The 22,052-nt window shown below is 61.4% G+C and carries 27 protein-coding genes and 1 tRNA gene; 18 read left to right on the top strand and 10 right to left on the bottom strand.

Annotation, left to right across the window (positions count from 1 at the left end; all coding sequences use genetic code 11):
• Positions 1–12: 12 nt before the first annotated feature.
• The 5 genes from NBT81_RS11305 to NBT81_RS11285 form a co-directional block, all read right to left on the bottom strand.
• Positions 13–177, bottom strand: a complete 165-nt coding sequence (locus NBT81_RS11305) for a hypothetical protein (RefSeq protein WP_338738575.1) — start codon at positions 175–177, stop codon at positions 13–15.
• Positions 178–336: 159 nt separating this feature from the next.
• Positions 337–900 (bottom strand): transposase, encoded by a 564-nt coding sequence (locus NBT81_RS11300; protein ID WP_338742495.1) that lies wholly within the window; start codon positions 898–900, stop codon positions 337–339.
• A complete protein-coding gene (locus NBT81_RS11295) occupies positions 897–1,406 on the bottom strand; it encodes an IS630 family transposase (RefSeq protein WP_338738573.1) in 510 nt (169 codons plus the stop codon). The genes NBT81_RS11300 and NBT81_RS11295 overlap by 4 nt, the downstream gene beginning before the upstream one ends.
• A gap of 43 nt (positions 1,407–1,449) precedes the next feature.
• On the bottom strand, positions 1,450–1,656 hold the full coding sequence (locus NBT81_RS11290; RefSeq protein ID WP_338738571.1) for a hypothetical protein: 207 nt from the start codon (positions 1,654–1,656) through the stop codon (positions 1,450–1,452).
• A gap of 71 nt (positions 1,657–1,727) precedes the next feature.
• On the bottom strand, positions 1,728–3,452 hold the full coding sequence (locus NBT81_RS11285; RefSeq protein ID WP_338738570.1) for a peroxidase family protein: 1,725 nt from the start codon (positions 3,450–3,452) through the stop codon (positions 1,728–1,730).
• Positions 3,453–3,673: 221 nt separating this feature from the next.
• Between NBT81_RS11285 and NBT81_RS11280 the strand changes: the two genes are divergently transcribed.
• From NBT81_RS11280 to NBT81_RS11265, 4 genes are all read left to right on the top strand, one after another.
• On the top strand, positions 3,674–4,597 hold the full coding sequence (locus NBT81_RS11280) for a hypothetical protein (protein WP_338738568.1): 924 nt from the start codon (positions 3,674–3,676) through the stop codon (positions 4,595–4,597).
• A gap of 206 nt (positions 4,598–4,803) precedes the next feature.
• Positions 4,804–5,955: a site-specific integrase gene (locus NBT81_RS11275; protein ID WP_338738566.1), complete on the top strand. Its 1,152-nt coding sequence runs from the start codon at positions 4,804–4,806 to the stop codon at positions 5,953–5,955.
• A gap of 93 nt (positions 5,956–6,048) precedes the next feature.
• Positions 6,049–6,894, top strand: a complete 846-nt coding sequence (locus NBT81_RS11270; RefSeq protein WP_338738564.1) for a hypothetical protein — start codon at positions 6,049–6,051, stop codon at positions 6,892–6,894.
• Between the two features lie 558 nt (positions 6,895–7,452).
• Positions 7,453–7,653, top strand: a complete 201-nt coding sequence (locus NBT81_RS11265; protein ID WP_338738562.1) for a hypothetical protein — start codon at positions 7,453–7,455, stop codon at positions 7,651–7,653.
• A 135-nt stretch (positions 7,654–7,788) separates the two neighbouring features.
• Here the strand turns inward: NBT81_RS11265 and NBT81_RS11260 are convergent, their stop codons facing one another.
• Together NBT81_RS11260 and NBT81_RS11255 are read right to left on the bottom strand one after the other, a co-directional pair.
• The gene (locus NBT81_RS11260; RefSeq protein WP_338738561.1) at positions 7,789–8,358 is read right to left on the bottom strand and encodes a hypothetical protein; all 570 of its coding nucleotides are present in this window, start codon (positions 8,356–8,358) and stop codon (positions 7,789–7,791) included.
• A gap of 371 nt (positions 8,359–8,729) precedes the next feature.
• The gene (locus NBT81_RS11255; protein ID WP_338738560.1) at positions 8,730–9,044 is read right to left on the bottom strand and encodes a hypothetical protein; all 315 of its coding nucleotides are present in this window, start codon (positions 9,042–9,044) and stop codon (positions 8,730–8,732) included.
• A 9-nt stretch (positions 9,045–9,053) separates the two neighbouring features.
• Here NBT81_RS11255 and NBT81_RS11250 point away from each other — a divergent pair, with 9 nt between their 5' ends.
• Complete coding sequence (locus NBT81_RS11250) at positions 9,054–9,707, top strand: hypothetical protein (protein ID WP_338738559.1); 654 nt, start codon at positions 9,054–9,056, stop codon at positions 9,705–9,707.
• A 345-nt stretch (positions 9,708–10,052) separates the two neighbouring features.
• Positions 10,053–10,766, top strand: a complete 714-nt coding sequence (locus tag NBT81_RS11245) for a hypothetical protein (protein WP_338738557.1) — start codon at positions 10,053–10,055, stop codon at positions 10,764–10,766.
• Here NBT81_RS11245 and NBT81_RS11240 read toward each other — a convergent pair.
• Positions 10,763–11,188, bottom strand: a complete 426-nt coding sequence (locus NBT81_RS11240; protein WP_338738554.1) for a DUF6884 domain-containing protein — start codon at positions 11,186–11,188, stop codon at positions 10,763–10,765. The genes NBT81_RS11245 and NBT81_RS11240 overlap by 4 nt on opposite strands.
• Positions 11,189–11,296: 108 nt before the next feature.
• On the opposite strand from NBT81_RS11240, the gene NBT81_RS11235 reads away from it, so the two are divergent.
• The 6 genes from NBT81_RS11235 to NBT81_RS11210 all read left to right on the top strand — a co-directional run bounded on the left by NBT81_RS11235 (position 11,297) and on the right by NBT81_RS11210 (position 14,685).
• Positions 11,297–11,851, top strand: coding sequence for a hypothetical protein (locus NBT81_RS11235; RefSeq protein ID WP_338738552.1), 555 nt, complete (start codon positions 11,297–11,299; stop codon positions 11,849–11,851).
• 5 nt (positions 11,852–11,856) lie between these two features.
• The gene (locus NBT81_RS11230) at positions 11,857–12,195 is read left to right on the top strand and encodes a hypothetical protein (protein ID WP_338738550.1); all 339 of its coding nucleotides are present in this window, start codon (positions 11,857–11,859) and stop codon (positions 12,193–12,195) included.
• Positions 12,196–12,415: 220 nt separating this feature from the next.
• Positions 12,416–12,910, top strand: coding sequence for a hypothetical protein (locus NBT81_RS11225; RefSeq protein WP_338738548.1), 495 nt, complete (start codon positions 12,416–12,418; stop codon positions 12,908–12,910).
• Positions 12,911–13,229: 319 nt separating this feature from the next.
• Positions 13,230–13,313: transfer RNA gene (locus NBT81_RS11220), tRNA-Leu, on the top strand.
• Between the two features lie 316 nt (positions 13,314–13,629).
• Positions 13,630–13,767: a hypothetical protein gene (locus NBT81_RS11215; protein ID WP_338738546.1), complete on the top strand. Its 138-nt coding sequence runs from the start codon at positions 13,630–13,632 to the stop codon at positions 13,765–13,767.
• Positions 13,768–14,019: 252 nt separating this feature from the next.
• Positions 14,020–14,685 carry a helix-turn-helix domain-containing protein gene (locus NBT81_RS11210; RefSeq protein ID WP_338738545.1) on the top strand — a complete coding sequence of 222 codons (666 nt, stop codon included), beginning with the start codon at positions 14,020–14,022 and terminating at the stop codon, positions 14,683–14,685.
• A 17-nt stretch (positions 14,686–14,702) separates the two neighbouring features.
• Here the strand turns inward: NBT81_RS11210 and NBT81_RS11205 are convergent, their stop codons facing one another.
• A complete protein-coding gene (locus NBT81_RS11205; RefSeq protein WP_338738543.1) occupies positions 14,703–15,737 on the bottom strand; it encodes a DUF7504 family protein in 1,035 nt (344 codons plus the stop codon).
• A gap of 141 nt (positions 15,738–15,878) precedes the next feature.
• Between NBT81_RS11205 and dph2 the strand changes: the two genes are divergently transcribed.
• The 3 genes from dph2 (at position 15,879) to NBT81_RS11190 (ending at position 17,733) form a co-directional block, all read left to right on the top strand.
• A complete protein-coding gene (gene dph2 / locus NBT81_RS11200) occupies positions 15,879–16,913 on the top strand; it encodes a diphthamide biosynthesis enzyme Dph2 (RefSeq protein ID WP_338738541.1) in 1,035 nt (344 codons plus the stop codon).
• A gap of 97 nt (positions 16,914–17,010) precedes the next feature.
• Complete coding sequence (locus tag NBT81_RS11195) at positions 17,011–17,286, top strand: DUF7322 domain-containing protein (protein ID WP_338738540.1); 276 nt, start codon at positions 17,011–17,013, stop codon at positions 17,284–17,286.
• A gap of 48 nt (positions 17,287–17,334) precedes the next feature.
• Positions 17,335–17,733 carry a TrmO family methyltransferase domain-containing protein gene (locus NBT81_RS11190; RefSeq protein WP_338738538.1) on the top strand — a complete coding sequence of 133 codons (399 nt, stop codon included), beginning with the start codon at positions 17,335–17,337 and terminating at the stop codon, positions 17,731–17,733.
• Here NBT81_RS11190 and NBT81_RS11185 read toward each other — a convergent pair.
• The gene (locus NBT81_RS11185) at positions 17,706–18,152 is read right to left on the bottom strand and encodes a TIGR00725 family protein (protein WP_338738536.1); all 447 of its coding nucleotides are present in this window, start codon (positions 18,150–18,152) and stop codon (positions 17,706–17,708) included. The genes NBT81_RS11190 and NBT81_RS11185 overlap by 28 nt on opposite strands.
• A gap of 166 nt (positions 18,153–18,318) precedes the next feature.
• Here NBT81_RS11185 and fabG point away from each other — a divergent pair, with 166 nt between their 5' ends.
• From fabG to NBT81_RS11170, 3 genes are all read left to right on the top strand, one after another.
• Complete coding sequence (gene fabG / locus NBT81_RS11180) at positions 18,319–19,101, top strand: 3-oxoacyl-[acyl-carrier-protein] reductase (RefSeq protein ID WP_338738534.1); 783 nt, start codon at positions 18,319–18,321, stop codon at positions 19,099–19,101.
• Between the two features lie 168 nt (positions 19,102–19,269).
• Entirely contained in the window at positions 19,270–19,863 is a 594-nt protein-coding gene (locus NBT81_RS11175) for a YIP1 family protein (RefSeq protein WP_338738532.1), read from the top strand.
• 64 nt (positions 19,864–19,927) lie between these two features.
• Positions 19,928–21,997: a DHH family phosphoesterase gene (locus NBT81_RS11170; protein ID WP_338738530.1), complete on the top strand. Its 2,070-nt coding sequence runs from the start codon at positions 19,928–19,930 to the stop codon at positions 21,995–21,997.
• The last annotated feature ends 55 nt before the right edge of the window (positions 21,998–22,052 follow it).

The raw sequence follows: 22,052 nt of genomic DNA, 5'->3' as shown, positions 1-22,052 counted from the left end.
TCCGGCCGAACCTCAGCCGGTCTCCGTCTCCGTCCCGGGTTCGGTTCCCGTGCCCGTGCCCGCACCCTCCGACTGCGTCCGTGCCTCCTCGAAGACGGAGGCGGGGAACAGCCCGCTCACCTCGTCGAACGAGAGGGTCCCGATCAGGTCCGACGGCACGCCGGAGACGAGCAACACGCCGAACTGGTCGACGGTGTCGTCGACCGAGACGGAGACGTTTCCGGTCCGGTTGCGGAACGTATCGACGGCGTCGGCCGTCAGTTCCGTCTGGCCCTCGCGGTACTCCGCCTGTGCCTCCCGCCGGCTTATCTCGCCCGATTCGACCTGTGATAGTGATTAAGTCGGATCTTTACCGGTAAGATACGGCCAGATATTTGGTTCGGTGATTGCGCTCAATCCTCGTGTAATGGAGTCTTTCAGCGTCGAGAGATCTGGGATAAGGCGGTATTTGAACCACTCCTGGAGCTGATCCCAGCACCCTTCGACGGCGTTCAATTCGGGTAGCTTTGACGGGAAATACCACACTTCGAGATTGTCCCCGCGCACGCACGAGACCGAACTGTCTCCGACAGTTTCGGTCTCGCGCTCACCGCTGACGTGCTCCCAGAGATCCCTCGCATAGAAGTAGCCCGCTCGGTCCAGAAACACCACTAATTCCTCACCGAACTCGTCTTTCAACGCTTCTAACAACCGAATTCCGTGGAACCTGGTCAAGTTCTCTTCCGTCCAGCAGAAGAGGCTATCACCGTTATCGGTGACAGCGCCAAGCACTGTCACCGACTTCCAGGACGTTGCAGTCTCTATCGTCGGATTTGAACCGATTGGGTACCAGCCACGCCGCTGGACGGTTCCAACGTGCTTGGTGAATTGATCGACGACAACGACGGTTTTCTCGCTCAGTTCGGGCCGTTTTTTTCGACTGTGTCTTGGAACTCGGCCTTCTCCTCGGGGTCGGCCTCGTGGTGTTGAGGCCGTGCTGTCCGCAAGGACAGCCCGGCCTCTCTCAATAACTCGTAGGCGTAGTTCTCGTGGTATTCGACGTCGTACTCCTGTTTGACGTGGTGAAGAAGGAGCTTCGCTGACCACGCTTGCTGGTCGTAGCCGAGTTCGGTTGGCGGCTGTTGCAACTGTTCGAACAGCTGTTCCCGCTCTTCTCCCTCGATCTTTGCTGGGCCTCCTGGTCGAGGAGCATCGTAGGGAGCTTGCTCGATCGGTGTTTCCTCGAACCGATCGAGCCAGTTGCGGATCGTTTTTTCGACGACTCCATGGCGGTCAGCCAAGGTATCGATTTGATCGCCCTGCTTGCGCCCGATCGCCGCGAGAACACGTTCTCGCGGCTTACCCTCGTCTATCTGCTCTTTGAGGTCGTAGAGTTCCTCAAGCGTGATCTCGTCGAACTGCCCCATTATCGACCCCACTACGTCTAACAGTAAATAACTTCCTTAATCACTATGACTGGATCTCGGATTGGAGCTCCTGCATGGACTGCTCGTCGGGTTGGACGCCGAGCGTGACCGTCGCCGGTTCGGCGGCACCGCCGTCGCCACCGTCCCCGCCGTCGATCTGCTCGGAAATCGCGCTGCACCCTGCCATCGAGAGCGCCGTTCCCGTCCCGGCGAGCTGGAGGAATCGACGTCGGTCCGTGTCTTCGAACATTCCCGATACGGTTGGGGTAGGACCGACATAAGGCCTCCCCTCCCGCCGCGAGCGGTGTCCGGACCCCTCACTCACTCCCCGTCGAGGGCGAACGCGAGGAGGTCCGCGACGGAGAAGTCGTCGCTCGCCCCCGAACACGGCGTGGGGAGCGTCGGCGTCCAGTTGGGCTGGACGGTCAGGAACGACCGCGGATCGGACTCGACCAGCCCGACGACCACTTCCGCGACGATGCGACTCCCGACCGGTCCGAGGTGTTCGCCGTGACCCAGTTCGCGGGCCTCCGCGAGGACGTAGTACCAGAGCGGTGCCTCGGTGTCGGCGGGTTGTCCGTGTGCCTCGAGTATCTCGTCGAAGCCCATCGTCGCGTTCGAGATCGGATCGACGCCCATCGCCCGCGCCACCGCCTGTCCGGACGGGAGTCCCAGATTGTAGCCGCGGACGAGGTTTCGCGAGGCGAGCGAGCGCCGCCAGTCGTCGTCGCTGTGTACGAACGGCAGGTCGAGGAGGTCCGGCGCGAGCAGCGGGTCGATCTTGCGTGCGGGCTGGGTGTCGATGTCACGGCCCATCTCGAAGAGGTGGCCCCAGTCGACGGCGGCCCGTTCCGAGACGGGTTCGAACCCCATGCCGAGGGCGTCGGGGCCGTGACCGAACAGCCGTCCTTCGACCTCGTCGTTGACGCGGTAGCGGAGCCGGGTCTGGCTGTGACCGAAGCGGTAGGCCGCCCCCGCGAACTCCAGGGGCATGTACGTCTGCTCGTCGTGGCCGACGGTGTAGTGGCGACGCTCCTCGCGGACCGCGTCGACGACGTCCGGATCACACACCGTCGGCAGGTACTCCTCGAGGACGAGCCACTGGTAGTGCCAGCGTGCGAGTTGCTGGGCGCGTTCGAAGTGGTGTTTCGTGTCGTGGGGGAGCCACTCGAAGATACGGTTGTGGAAGTTCAGCATCGCGTACTGGAACTGCGAGAGGATGTGGTTCTCGTCGTTCCGCGGATCGCCGACCAGCGCCGTCCCCTCGCGGTTCCGCGGCAGATCCGGGCGGTCTTTCGCCAGCAGAAGCCGGTCGCGCGTCCCCCCGGCGAACGGCGACTCGTAGAGGTGTCGGCTCACCTCCGGCCCGCTTCCGTAGACCGAGTCGAGATCCAGTCGCGGCGTCCGGAAGTTCCGGATGGCATCCGGGTCGACCTGTCGGCTCAGACTCGACAGCGGGTCGAGCGTGATGTCGTGGTCGATGAACTGGCCGACGAAGACGAACCCCGACGGGGTTCCAGAGTCGGCCACCGATCCCATCACGCTTTCGTCGAGTTCGTTCCCCGGAAGACCCAACTCCCGGAGAAAGGACACGTCGTGATCCGCGGCCTCGAGGTACGGAAACATCCGTCCGAACCGCCCTCGCCCGGGCTGTGTCGGCGCGCGCGGCGTGTTCGTCATCCCACGGAGTCCCGCCCCGTGTCGTGCCTCTTCCATCATCTCCATCGCTTCTCCCATCGACGGCATCGTGGCGTCCGATCGATCGACCGTCACCTCGACCGAGTCGTCGCCGGCCGGAACCGGTTCTTCCGCCAGTCGCTCCCCGCCGTCGAACACGTGGATACGGGGCTCCGGGCCGCCCTCCTCCGGCCCACCGACCGCCTCCGCGTCGGCGCTGATCGAGAACCCCCCGTCGACACCGGTCGTCGTCACACCCAGCGGGTCGTCAGGCCCCGAATCGGCGTCGATTACGAGGACGACGACTCCCGACGCTGGCCGACCGTTCGGTTCCCGGATTACCCCCTCGAAAGTATATTCGGTTGACATTATTTCCCAGGCGTACATCTCAACCGGAAGCAATAAATTTGTTCACAGTTCGATAGTGCTTCGGACGGGCAGTCCGTGTGGTGGTGTGAAGCCCGATCGAGCCGAACACCCGGGATTCGATTCCCCAACCAATCGTGTCACTCACACAATCTTTATTGTGCCGTAGTCGCCTCTGGGAGACGACGCGGTCGGTGGCCGGCCGCGGACGACGACCCACGACCATGGACGACACGAACATCACACCGAACCGACGGACGGTCCTGCGATCGGTCGTCGCCGGGAGCACGGTAGCTGGGTTGGCGGGGACGGTGTCGGCGACCGGCGCCACGGGGAACGGCAGGGGTGGCAAGGGGTTCCCACCGGACGGGATCACCGAGTACGGCGATGCGGTGTCGGTCGGCGACGGCGACGTGCGACCGTTCACCACCGAGACGCCGTCGGGCAACCCGAAGTACCACGGCGTCGAGTTCGACCGCGACGCACTGGAGGGCCTACCCACGGCGGACGACCTGCGTGACGCCGACAACACGGCCGAGGCGGACAAGTACGGATCGGACGGGCAGGCGCTGAAAGTCCACTTCGAGTGGTCGCTGGAGTACTTCGTCCCGTTCCCGGACGCGGAGCACACGCCGTTCACCTTCCTCGGACTCAACTGGAACCCCGAAGGTCACCCGGGTGCGGGGGGTGCGTGGCGGGTGCCACACTTCGACATCCACTTCAACATGCTGGACACCGGGACGATCGACGCGATAACCGGTCCACAGGCCCCACCGTACGACGACATCCCCGAAGAGCGGATCCCGGAGGGGTACTCCAGAGGCCCCGTCGTCGGCGAACGCTACATCACGGACATGGGCGAACACACCGCCCCGAACGACGCACCCGAGATTCCCGGCAACCCGGACGCGTTCACCAACACCCTCATCCAAGGGTTCGTCGGCGTCGACGGCGACCCGCGACTCGCCTTCGTCGAACCGATGATCACCCGGGAGTATCTGCGCGAGTTCGACGGCAGGGAGGCGTTCGACGTGCCCCAACCCGAGACGTACCCACACGACGACCGGCACCCCACCGCGTACAGCGTCCGAGACGTGCCGGCAGACGACACCGTCGCGGTCGTTCTCGAGGAGTTCGACGACGTCTGAGCGAACGGGTCCGGTCGTCGGCCCAGGGAGAAACCACAGGACCGAAATAGCACCCCGTACAACCGCCTATCGCGTGCGAGGGTAGCCAAGCTCGGAAACGGCGGCGGACTCAAGAAGAGTCGCTCTAAACGCCGCTAAGCCAGTAATTCACTCTCGCAAAACCCCGTTCCGTCCCTCGGTTTTGATGGATTCGTGACCTACCAACGATGTTGAACGAATCCGACGACGATTTGAGTCCATTCGAGCAACGAACCGTAGAAATAACCTTCCCGCTCGTCCCCAAGGCCGCTTCCCGGATGCTCGACTCCAAGCAGGAGTTCGACTACCGTGAGCGTCGAGAGGAGTTCGCCAAATGGCTCCTGCTCGAAGGTAAAGACACGCGGGACATCGAGGGATATTCGCAGGCGACGGCCAAGCGAACGATGTACCGCGTCAGCTACTTCGAACGCGCGGTCTGGGAGAAAGCAGACGAGTACGTGCCCGTGATGACTATCGAGCACGCTAACCAGTACATCGAGGGACTTGCGTACTCCGACAAGAGTCAGTCGCACAAGCACCACACACTCCACGCGCTGAAACGCTACTTCAAGTGGCGACACCACGAGTTCGGAGAGCCGGAGTGGGAGCCAGACAGGGCTTTCACCGTCTCGAACTCGCAGAAGCCCCAGGACTTTTTCAAGGAAGACGAAAGGCGGAAGTTACGCCAAACTGCGCTTGAGTACGGAACGATTCCCTCGTATAAGACTGTCCAGACCGACGAAGAGCGGCGGGAGCGTCTCAAACCACTGGTAGCAGAGTACCACGAGAAGAATGTCGACGATGTTGGCACAGATGACTGGGCAGATATCCCCTCGTGGAAAGTCACGTCGCTGGTCTGGACCAGCCTTGATGCTGGCCTACGCCCAGTCGAAGTAGGGAACGCACGAACTGAGTGGGTGGATAGCGACAACGCCGTACTCCGTATTCCGAAGGATGAGTCCGCAAAGAACGAGGCCAATTGGGAGGTGTCCCTCCGACGGAAGACAGCGAAGGCTCTCACCCGCTGGATTCAGGAACGGGAACACTATCCTGAATACGATGATACCGACGCACTCTGGCTCACGCAAAAGAAGAAGCCTTACGACTCTAAGCAACTCGGGCGGCTTCTTCGAAAACTCTGTGATATCGCTGGGATTGATACCACCCGTCGTGATGTTAGCTGGTACTCCATTCGACACTCCGTTGGAACGTACATGACTCGGGAAGAGGACCTCGCGGCAACGCAGGCACAACTTCGCCATCTCCGACCCGAGACCACGATGAAGTACGACGCGGCTCCAGTAAGCGACAGACGAGACGCCCTCGATAGAATGGGTTAGGCTCGAAGTCGCTCTCTGGATTTATTCCCACCATTTGCTGTCAACAAAGTAACTATTATCTGGGAACCCCTATTTACACACGGGTTCAGGACCGTGAGTGACAACCACGACCAGTTCCGGTTCAACGATGACGGCGAACTCGAAGAGCCGGACGACGACGAGAGCAACGAGGAACAGACCAACGACTTCGGTGAAGAGATGCCATGGTATGAGACGAAAGGAGGCTACCGGCGCGATGTGGTTTCGAGCCTGTTTCAGAAGGCGGTGCGTCGGTCAGATGATGAGACGGCTGCGTTTGCGGCGTGGGAACTCGTCCGCTCCGGGGAGGGTTACGAGACCCATTACTGGAACCGCGTTGTTCTCGCCTGCATCGAAGACCTGGTAGCGGGCAACGAAGCGACTGAGCACGTCCTTCGCTACGAAAAACTGGCTAAGAACAGATACGCAGACGACCCCTGGGTTCGGCGACTCTGTGCTATTGCGGCTGCCCTGGTAGCTGCGAGAGCCCAGTCAAGCCGTGCCACCACACACGCCAACGGCTACTTCAGCAACACGATGGAGGACCGAGCGCGAGCGAAACAGGACGACGACCACGAGCCGCTGTACGACCCTCCGGTCAGTGACGAGGAACTCGACCCAGATGGTAAAATCGGCTCAATCGTCGCCGACAAACACAGCTATCCGGGGGCCGGTCGGGGAAGGGGCTGGCCACACTTCAGACTCCACGGTGCGCGAATAGGGCCGCAGAGAGAAACGGCTCTCGGCGAGAAGTGGTGGCGACGAGTGCTTGAGTACGACCACCCTGACTACGCCTACCGTGAGCCGGAAGAAGCGTTCTCCGACCAAGAGATAGACCACGCCGTAGAACCGACAACCGAGGATGACCCGTGGCGATGCGAGTTCGACGAGGACACTGAACTCGACGAGTTTGAGGAGTGAAGAAGGCTACCCCCGATATTTCGCCCCTCTTCAGGTGTCGATGACCTTCCCCCTCCCCCCTCTTGGCCTCTTTCACACCGGGGCCTGTTTCAGCCAGATGGTGCTGAGATGCGTCGTCGACCGGGAAACCGTTGCTGATAGCAGGCCGCACTTCTTTCGATTACGACTCCGTGAGGCTTGAAACTAATAACTAATTCATCGTTCTAAGAAATTCTATCTCCCATCCCGCAGAGATTCGAAAGGCTTCAACTATTACGTACTTGTTATCCTCGTTCATTCCGCCGATAAGTTTCACACGATATCTTCCCTCGTCGTCTTGAGAACCACTTGGATTGAGTCGTGAGGCACTGGCTGGCCGGTACTTGTCTCCGTATTTTTTGCTGATACAGCTCTCAAGCGCCTCATCGAAGTCTGAACCAGTCGCTGTAACGCCCATGTTTGCTTATTTATTGACTGTTACGAGCGTGTCATAGAAGAGTTCACATGGCTCGCTGAATCAGCTTAGACAAATTGAAACCGTCGTGCACTTGGTGCACGCTGTTCTTAGATGTTTTAGCTATGGCAAAAGAAAAGTTCGGAGTCGCTGTTGACGAGGAAATCGTGCGAGAAGTGGATGAACTGGTCGCTGAGTGTGACGACCTCGGAGCCAGCCGCTCCGAGACCGTCGAAGCCATCCTCACAGCGTTCGTTCACTCCGAGACGAACCACGCTGAACGGGTGCGAGAAATCATTATTCGGAGACGAAAGGGAAATCTCTGACTGGTTTTGAACTCCGTGCACTGAGTGCACGTACTTCTAAGCTAATAACCCACTATAATAGTAATCAAACTGACTATAGTGTGTGAAGAGTTCTATGACACGCTCTGTTACTTCAACTTGTACCACAGCACCCAGTCAGTCGTCTCGAAGGTGTTCGAGTATCTGGAGGAACCGAAATGCTGTGTCGTTATATCGTTTGGTTGTTTCTGAGGCTTTCTGGCGTAGTTCGTCTATACAGTCTGCATAATCACCGTTTATGACCAATTCAATTTGTTCGTCGTGTTCTTGGTCGAACTGTTGCTGTAGCTCTGCGAGTCCGTCCGTGAGATAGCCCTGTGACACATATGGAGACCAAAATTGGAGATGGAACTCATCATCTTCGTCGAACCCCTCGGTGAGCAAGTCGTAGTCTGCGTTGAATTTGTGCCAGAGTCGTTCGAGAGAATGTTGGTAGCTGTCGTTGCCGAACTCGCTCCACCAGCTTTCCTCATCGGGTGTGCCTGAGTAGAGTGAGCCGTTCAGATGCGTCACGACCTCACATGCGTAGATTGACTGTCTTCTGTGGGTCGATTTGACACCAAGAACGTCAAGTTCTACCTGCTGTCCTTCCTCTCTCGACCGCTGGTTATACGAAATGAGGTCGCAGCCGTTGATAAGCCGGAGATACGCTCCGACCATCTGTTCACCGAGTCTTGGTTGAGACATAGTTCGTCGCTTGAGGGGCTTCGTAAAAGTAGCTACGTCGACGGGGACCAAGGCCATTTCATCCAGGGTCCAGAGTGCTTTGTCTCCAGTCCCTCTCGTAACGGTAACATGTCAGAGCTGATTGTCAGCGGTCTTTCAGAAGAGGTTTAAATATACTACCACATCCAGGTCTACCAGTCATTTATATTATTTTGGGTTATTGGATTCCGGTATTGAACACTGTATTAGACGACGGATTTCTGTCCGGAAGACGGTCTGACACATCGAACCCACAACAGGTCTCGGAGCCCGAACCAGCGACATCAGAGACTGAATCTCCAACCATCTGTATCGAGCACCACCCGTGCGAAGCTCACCTCCCAAGTAGGGCCTTATCCCTTCTCGCTGGGGACACTTGCTTCCCGAATCGCCAACTCCCACGTATTGGTATCCTGTACGTCAGAGTTGGTGATTTCTTCTGGAGTCAGGTCCACAGCGGTACGCGTGTCCTCTCCTGTCCACCGATGAACGTCGGCTCCATAGGGGCCCTCGCCCTCTCGAATGATGACATTCGCTCGGTCCCGTTGGTCTTGGAGAGTAGTCCGAACGTGCTCTTTCGAACAGGACTCGATACTGTCGTTCTCCTCGACCACACCCTCTGCAATCTCCCGACTGGTCGCACCGGGATTCTCCTGTAGATACTCCATGATGGCGCGTTGCTTCTCCCAGTAGAGTTTGACGCCGGGGACCTGAAAAAAATAATAAATAGCTCAGACAATTATGAATGGCAAAAAGTTATCCAAGCACACGTTTATCGTTTGGAGTGTCAGCTTTCTTCAAGTAATCTCCGCGATTACCATACGCTTTCTGGGGACCAATTGGATGCGATAACCGACAGTGCAGAATGGCTTATGACCAATATGAGTCATTCGGATGCAACGGAAAAACTGTATCAAGAAATCACGGGGCACTCAGCTGGTACAGGGTACATGTATAATTCTATTCTTCCTTCGTCATCGAATCTCGAAGACTGGTTAAATGACAACAATGTAGACAAGCCTGGAGATGATTTGGAGTCCTGTTTTATTCTTTGCAGAAACTTCGCTTCTCGTGCGATATCCGATATTCAAAAGGGGAGACAAGAAACGTTAGTCGATTATAATTCCCCTCTCAAACCCACACTAATTGCTACCGGAGTTTTACTCCTTGTTGGTGTTTTCACTCCGTCGTTATTCCTTCTCGCAGCTCCAAACCCTATTCTGTTCTCACCAAAAGAGATATTTTTCATTCAAATTTCCATCTTGATTATTGTTATTGGTGCTACTGGTTGTCTACTCTACATTATCTGGAATCACATGAAATCAAACTAAACAACTCAAGCTGGCCATTAGACCGTGAAGTCAATCAGATTTGTAGGTGGTCACAACATCTGACTGGCCCTCCCGTTCCGCCGGGTGATTCATTTTGGTGCCCAAGAAGCCTCCTGCTATCAGAACCGCAACACACAGCGGGGATAGACGAGTAACCCACAATCCGAGACTGTGGCTTCCGATGCTGGTAGCACGTCGACGCAGGCCTACTCGACGTGGTGAGCGAACTTCACATCTGAGAAACCACCAACTCCGACGTATTGTACCCCTATACGTGAGAGTTGGCGATTTGATGACTCGTCTGGTGAGGGAAACGAATAATCCGCGTGCTTCCGGAGTGACGGTATGGCCAGACCCGAGGACCTCGACCGGTTCTATTCGCTTCTCGACGACCTGGAGGCGACGGTTGGAGGCAAGAGACGGCTCGGGAACTGCGACGGTCGGATGCGCTGGCCCGACCGAGGTGTCTACTTCTTTTTCCATCCCGACGAATCTCGGGCGGCCGTAGACCAGTTACGGCTGACGCGTGTCGGGACCCACGCGGTCTCAGAAGGGAGCAGCACCTCGCTGTGGGACCGGCTGCGAACGCATCGAGGGGCACAACGCGGCACCTATGAGGGCGGAGGCAACCACCGAGGGTCGGTGTTCCGGAAGCGTGTCGGGGAAGCCATTGTTGAGCGGGAGGGCCTCGAAGACAGATATCCCGAGTGGGGTGTCGGGTCAAGTGCTGGACGGGAGTTGAGGTTAGAGGAATTGGAGATGGAGCGACAAGTGAGCGACTACATCCGCGACTTACCGTTTCTCTGGGTCGATATAGATGACGAGCCGAGCCCAGAGAGTGACCGCGCCTACGTTGAGCAGAACGCGATTGCACTGGTGAGCAATTTCGACAAGGAATCTATCGACCCCCGTAATCAGGAATGGCTCGGCCACCACAGTCCGGTCACAGACATCATGCAGTCCGGCCTGTGGAACATCAACCACGTCGGCGAAGAGTATCAGCCAGAGTTTCTGGATACGTTGGAGGGGTACATCACCAGGATGCCTGGATTCGCCTAAATCCGGTCGTTGTACCACGCGAGCGTTTCCCCGAACTGGAGTCCATCAGTCGGCGTCTCCGTATCGACGGGCGCATCATCGAGGAGAGGGAGTAGTTCGTCGTAGTAGTCGCGGCCAGCGTGGAACACCAGTCTGTTGCCGTCAGCGAGCAGCCCCTGCTGCTGTAACTGGTCGTAGATTGTTCGTGACCACTCTCGTTTCTTGCCGACCGGAGCCCCGCTCAGCGTTTTATCGTAGGGTTCGATAGGTGGTCCGTCTGGGTCGAGCAGGTGGTGTTTCGCGGAGAGGATGTACCACGAGTCGTGGTCTGCTTCGACGTACTCCCGGGCTTTCCTGAAGAACGCAGATTCCATATAGAGGTCGGCGGGCGTCGCGGCCTGCTCACGCTTGCTCTTGGTACAACTTACGAGACCAACATCCATATGCGAATTAGGCATAGTTCACTTGAAATAATTAATCTTGTTTCTTCTGAGAGAACCCTGCTATCAACCCCGTCGGCTCGTTATCCGGCGATTATCTAAACAGCGAACGTGAGCCCAGGGAAAATACTTCTCCTAAATCTTAAAATCATGATAGTGACTAAGTACAGGATAAGTTTTAATGTCTATGGGTGTATAGTGGTAGGTATGGCGCGAAGCATCAAGGTGGCCGACGACCTGTACCAGGAACTTGGCCGCTTCGGCAATCGAGACGAATCGTGGAATGACGTGCTCGCTCGCGTAATCGCGCACGTAGACAAAAATGCGGCCCTTGAGGACCGTGACAACCGAGCGACAACACACAACACTTCGGAGCCAGAATCAGAAAATTCCGCGCTGAGTCAGTTGCCTGATGGGACTGTTGTCCGCCACCGATACCAGCGCGGCGACTACAGCGGCAAGAAGGTTGAAGCAACAGTCCGTGGAGGACGGCTCTCGGTTGAGGGTGATACGCAGGAGACACGAAGTCCCACTGGAGCCGCACGGGTCGCCGACAAAAAACTTCGTGGAGATGATGCACGAGGCGAAGGCTACAACGGCTGGACGTGGTGGGAGTACGAAACCGAGGACGGCGACTGGGAACCAATCAACGACCTCGCGGAGTGATTACGATGAGAGAAAAAATGCCCCAGCACCTCAACTCGAAACTCGGACAATTAGACAACGGCACGACGCTCCGGCACGTCTACAAGCGCGGGGAGTACAGCGACGAGGAAGTGACTGCTCACATCAAGGATGAACGGATTGCTGTCCCTGGTGATTCCGGCCCAGATGACTCAGAATTGACGACCCGAACACCATCTGGTGCCGCCCGCGAGGCTGACAGATTCCACAGAGGAGCAGACGCCCGTGAAGACCCATACGGCTACAGTGGATGGGACTGGTGGGAGTATCAGAACGAAGACGGCGAGTGGGTGCCTATCAGGGAACTTCCAGACTGGAAATCGTGATAGGCTACTGCAGAGCGAGCGTCAAACGAGATACACAAACCGGTTTCTCGCTCCGCCCCCGGTAGTTCCCTGACTGCGATGGGATTCACACGAACCGAATCTGCTATCAGCTCCGTCGAAACCGTTGTGGCTGCTGAGGCCCTGGCTGCATCCAATGCCGGTCCGCGTTGAAGTGACGCCGCGCTATGTCCGCCGGGGGCGACAAATCACACAAGAGCGAATGGAGTCGTTCGAAGATAATGAGGACTGGTACAGAGATGCGGGCGAGCAGGGATGGGGGCATGAAGCTCACAACCGCCACTTCATCGGTGTTCTGGGGGAGATGGCATTTGCCACCTACTACGACCTTCAAGTCGATACAGAAACGTTCTCTCGGACAGACGGGGGTGTAGACTTTCGTGTTCGGTTTACTGAGCGGGAGACCTCCGATGAAACGGTAGAAGTCGATGTCAAGTGTTCCCCAGCTGAGAATCCCGACCTGATTGTGGAGACAGAGAGCGTCGATGCCGAATATTACGTACAGTGCCACCTTCCGAATGGACCTCCCGAGAACAACAAGCAAACCACTGTCGAGATGATGGGCGGAGCGACCAAAGAGATGCTACTCAACCGAGAGCCTCGGAAGTCGCTCAATTACGGACACTACAACTACCACGTCGCTCCGCAGTATCTCCTGAATTTGCCCTTGCCCAGTGAGGTTCAACCGATAGAGTAGTCACCTAAGACTATCCGATGCTGTTCTGACTCACCCCTCAAAATGTCGATTTTGTAGGTCCGTCATTCTCATTCGACCCCGTTCAAGCCCCAAAACGTCCGGTCGGAATCCGTCCCCGACGACACTGGGTTAGGACCCTGTTGAGACCCCAAAACGTCAGTCTCATTTGGTCCGTGGACATGGAATCTTTATTACGGCATGACCCAAAACGTCGGTCGCGGGTCCGCCAAAATCTGACGGTGGAACGAGGACACATCGCCGACGTATGGCGATTCAATTCGAAAGGGCTTACACAGACAGCCTACAAGCAAACACGCGTGCGAGGGTAGCCAAGCCTGGAAACGGCGGCGGACTCAAGATCCGCTCCTGTAGAGGTCCAAGGGTTCAAATCCCTTCCCTCGCATCGCTCCGGCTTCGCCGGAAGATGCGGAAGACGCTCGCGGAGCGCTCTTCCCTCGCAAAACTCCACTCGACGTCGATCAACGGATAGCGACGGCGAGGGCCAGTTCTTCCGAGATATAACCTCCCGTTCAGGACAGATCACACACGGACTGGGGGACTCCGTTCCTCCGAGGTCCGGTAGGGACTTCGTCCGGGAGCCGGGGAACGTGTCCGGCGGTCGGACGGTGTGTCCGTGGTACCGTGCCAGCGGGGGGATATAAGCGGGTTATACGCATAAGCTACAGACGGATGTGGGTACGGACCGTCCGTTCGTTCGTATGACACGGAGAACCCACGCGGACGAGCGAGACAGGGACACAGAACCGAAGTTCTACCTCCCCGCCGGGATCACCCCGCCGTCCGAAGCCGGTCTACTCGAGTACGTCCGGACGAGGCTGTTCAGCCACCGCATCTAACGGATCGATACAGCCGGGGCCGAATGCGTCGAAGTAGTCCACTCGGGGACGAGTCACGGTCGGTTCCGAGTCGGTCGCCCGATCCGACCGGGACGGAGAGAACCGACCGGCGAACTCGGATTCGGCACTCGCCGCTAACCGACTCGGTTAAGCCACCACGTCCCCGATAGCAAACATCGCGACGTGGCGTTCGTCGAGCGACCGGAATCGATTGGAACACCCACGCTACCGACGATTCCACACTACAACACAATGTCCGATATTACAGCGGTCGTCCGAGTCGAGCATCCCGACATAGTGCTCACGGAGACGGTCACTCACGACCGAAGTTCGAAGGTCAAATCGGTGTCGGAGGCGGGGACCGACCCGACGTCGGGGAAGTTCTTCTATCACATCGAGTCGGCGGATTTCCACCGGTTCGAAGAGGGGTTACGGACCGATCGGACCGTCGGCGGGTTCGAACGAGTCATCGAAACCAGAGACGAGGAGGCGATCTATAGCTTCGAGTACACGGACGAAGCGAAGATCCTCTCGCCGGTGATCTCGGCCGCGAACGGGGTCATCCTCGACATGGAGAACGACGGAAGCGCGTGGGTCCTGACGGTGTGGATGCCCGATCGAACGGATCTGGTTCCGCTTTGGGACTATGCGCGAGAGAACCGGATCGATATCGAGCTACTGCGCGTAAACGAATACGCCAGTATCGGCAACACCGCCGCTGGATTGACCGATAGCCAACGGGAAGCACTCCTCGTCGCACTCGAGACGGGATATTTCGAGGAACCACGGAACGTAACTCTCAGCGAGGTCGCCGCTGATCTGGGCATCTCTCAACCTGCAGCCAGTGGTCTCCTTCGGCGTGGCATCAAGCGACTCATCATCGCATCCCTGATGGACGAGAGTGAGACGCTAGACTGAGCGACTGCCGGGTCCGATCAGCCCAGTTCTATCGTCTCGACGTATCTGAGGAAGGATTCGAGCGCGGGGTTGCCGTGGTACTGGACGGTGGCGCCGTCGGGGTCGTACTCCACGATGCCGAGGTCGGCGAGTTTCGGCAGGTGGGCGTGGGCGAGCGACACGCGGACCGAATCCCGCGATTCGGGAGCCTCCCGGGCCGGAATCGACGTCTCGCGTGTCACCACCGCCTCGACGATATCGTCGAACGCTACCGTCCCGCTTCCCCTGTCTTTCAGCCAGTAGAGGAGCGTCCGCCGCCGTGCGTCGGAGATGAGGTCGAGCGTCTGATCGAAGGAGTAGGGAATCGGAACGGTTTCGGGCCGGTCCGGGTCGGTGCTCGCCGCCCCGCCGGGTGGTGCCGTGGAACGCCGAAAGGAGGGGGCGTCGGCTTCGGTGTCGGCCAGCGTCACGGTCCACCCGTCCTCGGCGTTGACGTCGATCACCGCGTCGTACAGTGGGCGAAACATCGCGACGGTTTCGTCGTCGTGTGCCGTGGGGTCCATGTGGTGGTGGCCGACCGCGTCGACCGTCTCGCACAGTCGGTTCAGGCTGTCGACCAGCGAGATGACCGACTCGCGGTCGAAGGCCCCGACGAGCGCCGTCAGGGAGTGCAGACAGAGCGCCGTCGACTCCGGTGTCGACTCCCAACTGCCGAGGCGTCGCGAGAGAGCCATGCCGAGGTCGACGGGTTCGGCGTGTTCGGGGAGGCGATCAAGCGTGAACTCCGGCGGGAGGTCACCGACGTCGCGCTCCGTCCGCGTCCGAACGCCACGGCCGGCGTCGATCATGGCCGCGCGCTTGGGGACCCCCTCCGGAACCTCGCGTCGCCAGAGTGCGAACCGATCCCCCGGACTCCGGGAGACGGTCGCTCCGAGGACGTTCGTCCGTTCCGGTGCGTATCGGGTCAACAGCGTGACACAGGCGTCCGCCTCGGTGTCCGACGACGATGCGAGGAGCAGAACGGACGAACAGCCCGCGAGAGTGTCGTCGATACGGTCCGGAGGCGTTGCCATCACCGGCCGTACGGTACGGGTGAATAAAAACGTATCAGCCGGCGGGCCGGTCGCTCGGGTGTGCCGCCCGCGACTGGATACCCGGTGTGTCACCCGGCAGAAGCGCGGACGTTAAACCGCCTCGCCGGCAACGAGACGATAATGAGTCAGGACGCGTCCACCGAGGGTGACCTCCGGAACACGGGGATGTCGCTGAAACACGACCGGGAGTGGGACTACGAACTCGACCGGATCGTCGAGGCCGTCGAGGAGCGCGACGCCACGAAAGTCGGCCTCCAGTTTCCCGAAGGCCTGAAACGGCGCGGCCCGGCCGTCGCCGACGACCTCCGGGCGCTGACCGACGACGACGTGACGTACATGCTCTCGGGCCAGCCCTGCTACGGTGCCTGTGACCTCGACACCTACCTGATGCGGCGGACGGACGTGTTCGTCCACTTCGGCCACTCGCCGATGAAGGAGTCCGAGAAGATCATCTACGTCCCGCTGTTCTCGAACGTCGACCCCTTCCCGATCATGGAGGACTCGCTCGACGAACTCGAGATCGGCGACGTGGGACTCGTGACGACGGCACAGCACATGAACCGCTTCGACGAGATGCGGGAGTGGCTCGAGGACGAGGGTTTCACCGTCCACACCCGCAAGGGCGACGACCGCCTCACCCACGAGGGGCAGGTACTCGGCTGCAACTACGCCTCCGCCGACATCGACGCCGATCAGGTGCTGTACGTGGGTGGCGGGAAGTTCCACCCGCTGGGCCTCGCGATGGAACACCCCGACAAGACGGTCGTGATCGCCGATCCCGTCAACAACGTCGTCACCGTCGCGGACACGGAGCAGTTCATGAAACAGCGCTACGCATCGGTCCACAAGGCGATGGACGCCGAGAAGTGGGGCGTCATCTTCTGTACGAAGATCGGCCAGGGTCGCTGGGACGTGGCCGAGAAGATCGTCGAGGACAACGACGACGCCTACCTCATCACGATGGACGAGGTGACGCCGGACCGCCTGCGCAACTTCGACATGGACGCGTTCGTCAACACCGGCTGTCCCCGGATCACGACCGACGACGGGCCGCAGTTCCACAAGCCGATGCTCACGCCGGGCGAGTACCGCATCGCCGTCGGCGACGAACCGCTCGATTCCCTCTCGTTCGACACGTTCCACGGGACCTGGTGAACGCCACCGCCTTCCGGTGGCGGTTCCCGTACCGGCCTCGCCCCACTCCCCCACGCGGTGGTACGGTCTTGCTGCTCTCACTCCGCCGCGAGTCGTAGTGTTCGACCCCGACTCCCTGTTGGAGGAAGAGACCGAGCCGACGGGAGACCTGAGTGAGTCGATACGGACGCTTCCCGCGGCGACGCTGTGGGCGTTCGTCCTCACCGCCGCGTTCGCGCAGGCGGGTCTGTTCGGCGTGAGCCTCGGTCTGATGCTCGTCGGGTTCCGTGGACAGTGGGCGATCGGTGGGCTCCTCGCCGCCGCGGGGACGGTCGCCCTCCTCGCCGCCATCGCCGTCCGGGAGTGGCAGCGGGCGGTGACGGCGGATCGGTGAGGCCGGACGCGACACAGGTTTTTCTGCCACCGGATACGCCGTATCGCCATGCAGTGTGACCCCATCGGCACCGTCCACACGCCGTTCGAGACGACGAGCGACGCGCCGCGACAGGGCTTCCACGACGACGCCGAGGGCGTCGTCGAGATCGACCCCGCCTACCGCGAGGGGCTATCGGGGTTCGACGCCGACCGCGTCGTGGTCGTCTGGTGGGCCGACCGCGCGGACGACATCCTGACGCTGGATCGCGACCCCGATCGTGGCGTGTTCACGTCGCGCTCCCCCGCCCGTCCCAACCCGATCTGTGTCACCGAGTGTTCGGTCCGGAGCGTCGATCCCACGGCCGGTCGAGTCCGTCTCGGCGGTGTCGACATGGCCGACGGCAGCCCGGTGGTCGACCTGAAGGCGACGCTCGACGATCAGTGCTGGGCGGCGGACTCGACGTAGTCGACCGCCGCCTCGGGCGTGTCGACGGGGGTGACGCCGGGGGCATCGTGGGTGCCCAGGCCCGCGACTGGCCGGTCGAACACGCCAGCGAACCCGAGTTCGGAGAGCGTCCCCGCGCCGCCGTCGACGGCGACGACGGCGTCGCCGTTCATCACGACCATCGCGTTGCGGGCGTGGCCCATCCCCGTCGCGACGGCGGTGTCGACGTAGTCGTTGGCGTCGCTCGGGTCGGCCGTCGGAAGGATGCCCACGGTTTCGCCGCCCGCCTCGTTCGCCCCCCGACACGCCGCCTCCATGACGCCGCCGAGGCCACCACACACGACGACGTGTCCCCGGCGGGCGAGCAGACGACCCACGGTCCCCGCTCGCTCGGTCTCGGTCGATCCGACGGTACTGCCGCCGACGACGCTGACGCGCATGGTCGGGAGTCGTCGGGAGCGGACATATACGTTCGTGGGGTCGATACCGTTCGGAGAAGGGTGGGTCCGCTGAGGACACCTCGAAGGGGGCGACCCGCCGTGGCGGTCGAACGGGGTCCGTCTCGTCGCTAATAGTTAACACCCATTACCACACAATGACATGTGTATGTCCGAAACTACCACCCGACTGGAACCACTCAACCCTCGACCGTTGGCCGACCGAACCTGCGTCGTCACGGGATCGTCACGGGGAATCGGGCGCTCGATCGCGTTCGAACTCGCCCGGTGTGGCGCGGACGTAGCCGTGAACTACCGGAGTTCCGAGGAGTCGGCCCGGCGTGTCAAGGAGACGATCGAGGAGAGCGGTGAGAACGCCATCTGTGCACAGGCCGACGTCTCGGATCCGGCGGACGTTGAGCGGATGGCCGCCGAGGTCCGCGAGGAGTTGGGGTCGGTGGACGTCCTCGTCAACAACGCCGGCATCACCATCGACCGGAAGTTCGAGGACATGACCCACGAAGACTGGGAACAGGTGATCGACGTGAACCTGGGGGGGACGTTCAACTGTACGAAGGCCTTCTTCGACGACATCCGGACTGCCGAGCACGGCCGCCTGATCAACATCTCCAGCGTCGTCGGACAGCAAGGCAACTACGGGCAGGCGAACTACGCCGCCTCGAAGGGGGGACTGTTCGCGTTCACGCGAACGCTCGCGCTCGAACTCGCCTCGGACGGGGCGACGGCCAACTGCGTCGCGCCGGGGTTCGTCAAGACCGACATGCTGGAGAAGGTGCCCGAACGCGTCCAGGACAACATCCGAAAGAAGATTCCGCTGGACCGGTTCGCCGACCCCGAGGACATCGTGGGCATGGTCAGGTTCCTGGCGAGCGACCACGCCAACTACATGACCGGGCAGGTCCTCGGCGTCAACGGCGGACTGGAGTGGTGAGTCGGGGACACGGGAGAGCCATCCCCGTCGACGGCCCGAGAGCGATCCCTCGACACCGCCGACGCCGAGTCGACCGGGTCGTCGAGGACGCGACGGTCGAACAGACCGGTGACGGTCGACAACGGCCGGACCAGAACCCATTTGCCGACCGCCCACTCACGTCCAACCGTGACGACGTGGGTCGAGAATCCCCGCGGTGGACGGGACCGCGGGCCGCGCGGCGTCGCCCGTGCGTGGGTCGAGGTGCTGACGCGCCCCCGGCGCTTCTTCGACAACGGAGTCGCCCCCGGGGACCAGGCACCGGGACTCGTCTTCGCCGTCGTGATGGCGGTCGGGTACGCCGTCCTCCTCGCGTCCGTCGATCCGGCTCGGTTCCCGGTACGCGGCCCGCTCCGGACGGGTGTGACCGTCCTACTGGTCGGTGTTCTGATCGCACCGGCGACCCTCCACCTGTTGGCGGCGCTCCAGACCCTCGCGCTGATGGTCGTCGTCCGCGACCGAGCGGGGGTGAGCGAGACGGTGCAAGTGCTGGGCTACGCGACCGCACCCTGTCCGCTCGCCGCCCTCCCCGTCACCGGACTGCGGGTGGCGTGCTGCCTGTACGGGGCCGCCCTGTTGGTGATCGGACTCGCGGCCGTCCACGACACGACCCGCGGACGGGCGGCCCTCGCCGGTGCGCTCCCGGCCACCCTGCTCTTTGGCTACGGGTTCGGCGGCGTCGACGCCCTGATCGCCCTGTTGCGAGCGTGGTACATCATCTGACGCGGGTGTCGGCGGCCGAACGGTTTCGACAATCGTTTTAGGGTGTGGCCACTCTGCTCCATCAATGGATTGGATCACCCACGAAGAAGACGTCTGGTTCGATTTCCGCGGCTCCAGTCCGGACCAACTGGTATCGGGACGGTACTACAAAGGCACGGTCGACGGCTTCGCCGACTTCGGCGTGTTCGTCGACCTCTCGCCGGGCGTGACCGGGCTGCTCCACCGGAGCGAACTCGACCGTCGCCTCGAGAGCCTCGACTGGGACGCCGGCGACACGGTGTTCGTCCAAGTGAAGAACGTCCGCGACAACGGCAACGTCGACCTGGCGTGGTCGAAGCGACAGTCCGACGGCGAGTTCCGCGGTGCGAAGGTCCACGACCCGGACGGCGACGAAGACGGCGACCCGATCGAGTCCGACGACGATGACGACGACGGCCCCGTCCGAAAGACGCCGACGGCCCCGGACGACGAGAGCGACCGCGGGAGCGAGCGCACGAGCGCGAACACGAGTACGGAGACGACGAACGACGACGGCGACGACGGGGACATCGCCAGCGGCGACCGTGGCAACGGCTCGACCGCGGCGGTGGCGACCGAGACGCGCGAAGACGAGGAGGAGGACGTAGCCGGAACGCACGAACGCGTCGCGGTCGCGTCGCTCGACGGCCACGTCGGCGAGACGATCGGTCTCGAAGGCGAAATCGTCAGCGTCCGACAGACCAGCGGGCCGACCGTGTTCGAACTCCGAGACGACACGGGGGTCATCGACTGCGCGGCGTTCGTCGAGGCCGGCGTCCGCGCCTACCCCGAGGTCGAGGTCGGCAACGTCGTCCGCCTCGACGGCGAGGTGGAGCGACGCTACGAGGAACTGCAGGTCGAGACCGAGGCGCTCTCCGTGCTGGACGGCGAGGACGCGGCGGCCGTCGAGGAGCGACTCGCCGACGCGCTGACGGCGGAGGCCCGCCCCGAGTCGGTGACCGAACTGGGCAACCACGACGCCATCGACGCCGTCGCCGACGACCTGCTCGACGCCGCGGAGACCATCCGGCGCGCGGTGCTCGAATCCCGTCCGCTGGTGGTCCGACACGCCGCGACAGCCGACGGCTACGTCGCCGGCGCCGCCGTTGAGCGCGCCGTCCTGCCGCTGATCCGCGACGAACACGCCGCCGCCGACGCGGAGTACCACTACTTCACGCGACGACCGCTGGAGGGCGCCGTCTACGACATGGACGACGCCACCAACGACGTGACCCGGATGTTGCAGGACCGCGACCGACACGACGAGAAACTCCCGCTGGTTCTGCTCGTCGGCACGGGCAGCACGGTCGAGTCCAGCGACGGGCTGGGGCTGCTCGGTATCTACGGCGCCCAACGGGTCGTCGTCGACGCCGAGGTGGCAGACGCGGCCGTGGCCGAGGACTGCGACGCCATCGTCAACCCCGGACTGGCGGGTGCGGACGCAGCCGACCTCTCGACGGGTGCGCTCGCGGCGACGCTCGCGGCGACGGTCACCCCGGACGCCGGCGCCGACCTCGCACACCTGCCGGCCATCTCCTACTGGGGCGACACCCCCGAGGCGTTCGTCGACCTCGCCGCCGACGCGGGCTACGACGCCGACCGGACGCGCGAACTCCGCGAGGCCATCGCGCTGGAGGCGTACTACCAGTCATACGAGGACAAGCGCGAACTCATCACCGACCTCCTGTTCGACGACGCGGGCGGCCTAGCCGGTCACATCAGCGAGCAGTTCCGCCGGAAACTCGACGACGAGGTCGACACCGCGACCGCCAACCTCGACCGTCGGGTGGGCGACGTGACCGTCGACGTCCTCGACACCGACGCCTACACCCACCGCTTCGACTTCCCGCCGACGGAACTCCTGATCGACGCGCTCCACCGCCGCCGGAGCGACGACGACGACCACCTGACGGTCGGTATCGGCACGGACGAACTCTACCTCCGCGACGACCGCGACCTCGACGTGCGGGGCGTCGCCGCCGACGCCGCGGAGCGTGTCACGGACGCCGGCATCACCGCCGCGAGCGTCCGCGACGGCCGCATCGAGTTCCTCTCCGGTCGCCGCGACGACGCCGTCGACGCGGTGATCGACGCCGCGACCGATCGGCTGGCCTGATCGGGCGGAACGACACCCTTAACCCCGCGACTCGACGAGAGTGGACCGAATGACG

Source organism: Haloplanus sp. CK5-1 (genome assembly GCF_037201915.1).
GTDB lineage: Archaea > Halobacteriota > Halobacteria > Halobacteriales > Haloferacaceae > Haloplanus > Haloplanus salilacus.
Note: the sequence above shows the minus strand (reverse complement) of the source record. Positions and strands in the feature narration are given on the sequence as shown.

What these genes read in the sequence shown, in the direction of transcription:
- NBT81_RS11170 (WP_338738530.1), top strand. Translation starts at nt 19,928, where the DNA reads ATGGATTGGATCACCCACGAAGAAGACGTCTGGTTCGATTTCCGCGGC.
- NBT81_RS11230 (WP_338738550.1), top strand. Translation starts at nt 11,857, where the DNA reads ATGAGAGAAAAAATGCCCCAGCACCTCAACTCGAAACTCGGACAATTA.
- NBT81_RS11295 (WP_338738573.1), bottom strand. Translation starts at nt 1,406, where the DNA reads ATGGGGCAGTTCGACGAGATCACGCTTGAGGAACTCTACGACCTCAAA.
- NBT81_RS11265 (WP_338738562.1), top strand. Translation starts at nt 7,453, where the DNA reads ATGGCAAAAGAAAAGTTCGGAGTCGCTGTTGACGAGGAAATCGTGCGA.
- NBT81_RS11225 (WP_338738548.1), top strand. Translation starts at nt 12,416, where the DNA reads ATGGAGTCGTTCGAAGATAATGAGGACTGGTACAGAGATGCGGGCGAG.
- NBT81_RS11190 (WP_338738538.1), top strand. Translation starts at nt 17,335, where the DNA reads ATGCAGTGTGACCCCATCGGCACCGTCCACACGCCGTTCGAGACGACG.
- NBT81_RS11285 (WP_338738570.1), bottom strand. Translation starts at nt 3,452, where the DNA reads ATGTCAACCGAATATACTTTCGAGGGGGTAATCCGGGAACCGAACGGT.
- NBT81_RS11280 (WP_338738568.1), top strand. Translation starts at nt 3,674, where the DNA reads ATGGACGACACGAACATCACACCGAACCGACGGACGGTCCTGCGATCG.
- fabG (WP_338738534.1), top strand. Translation starts at nt 18,319, where the DNA reads ATGTCCGAAACTACCACCCGACTGGAACCACTCAACCCTCGACCGTTG.
- NBT81_RS11215 (WP_338738546.1), top strand. Translation starts at nt 13,630, where the DNA reads ATGACACGGAGAACCCACGCGGACGAGCGAGACAGGGACACAGAACCG.
- NBT81_RS11245 (WP_338738557.1), top strand. Translation starts at nt 10,053, where the DNA reads ATGGCCAGACCCGAGGACCTCGACCGGTTCTATTCGCTTCTCGACGAC.
- NBT81_RS11275 (WP_338738566.1), top strand. Translation starts at nt 4,804, where the DNA reads ATGTTGAACGAATCCGACGACGATTTGAGTCCATTCGAGCAACGAACC.
- dph2 (WP_338738541.1), top strand. Translation starts at nt 15,879, where the DNA reads ATGAGTCAGGACGCGTCCACCGAGGGTGACCTCCGGAACACGGGGATG.
- NBT81_RS11185 (WP_338738536.1), bottom strand. Translation starts at nt 18,152, where the DNA reads ATGCGCGTCAGCGTCGTCGGCGGCAGTACCGTCGGATCGACCGAGACC.
- NBT81_RS11210 (WP_338738545.1), top strand. Translation starts at nt 14,020, where the DNA reads ATGTCCGATATTACAGCGGTCGTCCGAGTCGAGCATCCCGACATAGTG.
- NBT81_RS11260 (WP_338738561.1), bottom strand. Translation starts at nt 8,358, where the DNA reads ATGTCTCAACCAAGACTCGGTGAACAGATGGTCGGAGCGTATCTCCGG.
- NBT81_RS11255 (WP_338738560.1), bottom strand. Translation starts at nt 9,044, where the DNA reads ATGGAGTATCTACAGGAGAATCCCGGTGCGACCAGTCGGGAGATTGCA.
- NBT81_RS11205 (WP_338738543.1), bottom strand. Translation starts at nt 15,737, where the DNA reads ATGGCAACGCCTCCGGACCGTATCGACGACACTCTCGCGGGCTGTTCG.
- NBT81_RS11290 (WP_338738571.1), bottom strand. Translation starts at nt 1,656, where the DNA reads ATGTTCGAAGACACGGACCGACGTCGATTCCTCCAGCTCGCCGGGACG.
- NBT81_RS11240 (WP_338738554.1), bottom strand. Translation starts at nt 11,188, where the DNA reads ATGGATGTTGGTCTCGTAAGTTGTACCAAGAGCAAGCGTGAGCAGGCC.